Origin of the sequence: Roseiarcus sp. (assembly GCF_052145395.1) — a bacterium.
Classification (GTDB): Bacteria; Pseudomonadota; Alphaproteobacteria; order Rhizobiales; family Beijerinckiaceae; genus Roseiarcus.
Window position 1 is genome coordinate 1 of the sequence record NZ_JBKQOT010000680.1, and the last position, 2860, is coordinate 2860.

The following is a 2860-nucleotide window of genomic DNA, read 5'->3' on the forward strand; positions in this document are numbered from 1 at the left end:
AGTCCTCGCCCTCCTTCGCCTTGACATCGACCACAAGCCATGGCTCGGGAAAGCTCTTTCCGGCCATCTTGATTCCGAGGCTGTTGCGGACGCCGCTTCGGCCACCGTCGCAGGCGATGAGCCAATGCGCCCGGACGCGAGCGCTTTCGGAGAGCTTAGGCGCGGCGGCGGGCGGCTGGGCGTACTGCGAGCCGGCGCTACCGGCGTGCTCGACGACGACCCCGTCTTCGTCCTGAACGAAATTGACGAGCTCGCGACCGCGCATGACCGTCACGTTGGGGTAGCGGGCGAGCAATCGCTCCATCTTGGTTTCGAGATACGGCTGATAGAAGAAGTTGCTGACCGCCCAGCCGTAGGGGCGGTCGGTCCGCCTGAGCTGGCTCAGAACCGATCCGTCTTCGAGCATCCATTGCACCGGCGTGTCGAGCAGCATGTCGGCTTCGACGTCGGCCGCGACGCCCGCGGCCTGAAAGACTCGCATGCATTCGTCGTCGGTGTAGACGGCGCGGGCGTTACCGTAGAACTGTGGCTCGCGCTCGAGCGCGAGCACGCGCAAGCCGCGCCGGCCTAGCAGATGGGCGAGCGTCAGCCCGGTCGGGCCCAGCCCGACGATTGCGACGTCATAGAGGTCCTGAGGCGTGTTCATAGGGTGTTTCCTTCGGAAAGGCTGTTCATGTTCAGAAAGGCGAGTATTCGGTGCGCAACAGCGACGTCACGCCGTTGCGGATCTGCGCGAGCTTGTCGCTGAGCGTCTGGTCTTGAGGTTTGTGGCCCCAGACGCTAATGCCTTGGTGGGTCACCTGCGGCCAGGCCTCGGCTTCGCTGTCGCCCTCGGATGACCAACCGAGTTCGAAATAGAACCCCGACGGCGTCACGGCGTAGAACGAGACGTCGCGATCGTTGGGGTGCTGTCCAACCGCCATTGCGATCTTGAAGCCCAGGGCGCGGCAGCGACGGTAGGCGGCGCCGATGTCGTCAAGCGTCGCCGCCTGCATTTCGAGGTGCTGGATCTTCGTGGCGAAGGGGTCCATCGCCAGACCCTTCGTGGCGGCGACGGCGATCGAGTGATGGCGCGGATTGACGCGCAGAAAGGTGAAATGAAGGTCGACGCCCGAGATGCGGTCCTCGATGTAGTCGGAGATTTTCGCGTCGAAGATTTCCCGCCAGAACGCGATCATTTCGGCCGGTTTGCGCGTTGTGATGGCGACATGGCCGAGGCCCCGCTCGCCGGTCACAAAAGCGCTGACCAGCGTCTTGGCTGGCGGTGCGACCTCGGGCTCGATGAACAACTCGAAGGCCTGACGCTTGGGTCCGGGAAAGCGCCAGAACTTTGCGACGCCGCGCAGCGCTGCTTCCTCGCCCGCGACTTCCTCAACCGCGATCTTGCGCGCGGCGAGGCGCGCCAGAATCACCTCTAGCGCGGCGTCGCCCTCGACCTGCCAGCCGAGCGCAATGTCCTCCTTCGCGCTCACGCGAACGATCAGGCGCCGCGCGTGGGCGTCGGTCCGAAACGCCAGCCTCTCCGGCGTCGCCTCACCGATGGTCATCCCGATCCCCTCGGCGGCGAACCGCTTCCACTCGACGAGCCGCGGCGAGTCGACGAGGACGTAGCCGAGTTGAACGCGGCCATAGACGGAATGCGGCGGATTTTCACTTGTCGTCAGGCTCATGACGGCTCCCTTGAAATAGACGGCCAGATTAGCGTTCACGTCCGGCTCCCCCGGGATTGCGAGAGAAAGGCGATGGTCGCCGCGTTGAACTGGGCCGCGCGCTCCCACTGCACCCAGTGACCGGTGCGGCTGAACAGATAGAGGTCGCAGTTCGGCATCCGCTCCTGCAGCGAGCGGCCGCCGCTTGCCGGATTGACCCGATCCTCGACGCCCCATAGGACAAGCGTGGGGGTTTGCAGGCCGCTCAGGCGCGGATCGAGCGTAAGGTCGAGCGCGCGGGCGTTCGACAGGTCCTTCGGACGCACGAGCGGCGGGTTCGCGACGACCGCGGGATCGATGCTCGCCGCGTAGCGCGCCGCGATCAGCGCGTCGGGCAGCGCCGCGCCGTCGAACACCAGGTCCTTGCGCAAGAACTCTTCGAATTTCTCGCGGGTAGGGCCTTCGCCGGAATAATAGTCCAGCAGGTGGATAAGGCCTTCTGTCGGCGGCCGACGGCTCGTGTCGATCCCGCCGGGCCCGAGCAGCACCAAGCGATCGGCGTGCTCGGGCGCCTCGCGCGCCAGTCGTAACGCGCAGGAGCCGCCAAGGGAATTGCCGAGGAGATGGGCCTTCTCGACGCCGAGCGCATCGAGAAGGCCGAGCATCACCCGTGCAAGCTCGCCGAACGGGTCCTTGCGGTCGAGGCCTTTGGACGACCGTCCGTAGCCCGGCAAGTCGGGCGCGATCACTCGAAATCGGTTGGCCAGCGTCGGGATGTTGCGCGAAAAGTTGGACATGCCGGTCGCGCCGGGCCCTCCGCCGTGCAGCATGAGCAAAGGCGGGCCTTCGCCCGATTCCGTGACGAATATTTCTCGACCACCAGCCTGAATCGTTCGGCTGCTCGCCGGCTCGACGGACGCAATGGCATTCATGCTCGCTTCTCCCTAGACGAGGACGCGATCGCGTCCGACGGAGAACAATATGACATGTCTGTCATTATGATGCAAGTGTCATCTTGAAAAATATTTGGGACGTGCTATTGCCTGCCCTAAGGAGCCGAAAATGCTGGAAAAGTCCGCAGCCAAGGACCATCGCCCACGCGTCGCCGCGGAGCGCCGCGCGCGCATGCGCCGCAAGCTTGTCGAAAGCGCCCTTCTTGTCTTCGCTGAAAAGGGAGTTGACGCCTCGGTGATCGAAGACGTCATTGCGGC

3 protein-coding genes are annotated in these 2860 nt (G+C 64.7%); all 3 read right to left on the reverse strand.

Annotation, left to right across the window (positions count from 1 at the left end):
* On the reverse strand, positions 1-646 hold a 646-nt coding region (locus ACLP25_RS23240; protein ID WP_442471500.1), incomplete at its 3' end, for an FAD-dependent monooxygenase.
* Positions 647-677: 31 nt separating this feature from the next.
* Positions 678-1709: a VOC family protein gene (locus ACLP25_RS23245; protein WP_442471501.1), complete on the reverse strand. Its 1032-nt coding sequence runs from the start codon at positions 1707-1709 to the stop codon at positions 678-680.
* Positions 1706-2581, reverse strand: coding sequence for an alpha/beta fold hydrolase (locus ACLP25_RS23250; RefSeq protein WP_442471502.1), 876 nt, complete (start codon positions 2579-2581; stop codon positions 1706-1708). Before ACLP25_RS23250 ends, ACLP25_RS23245 begins: the two co-directional genes overlap by 4 nt.
* Positions 2582-2860 lie beyond the last annotated feature (279 nt).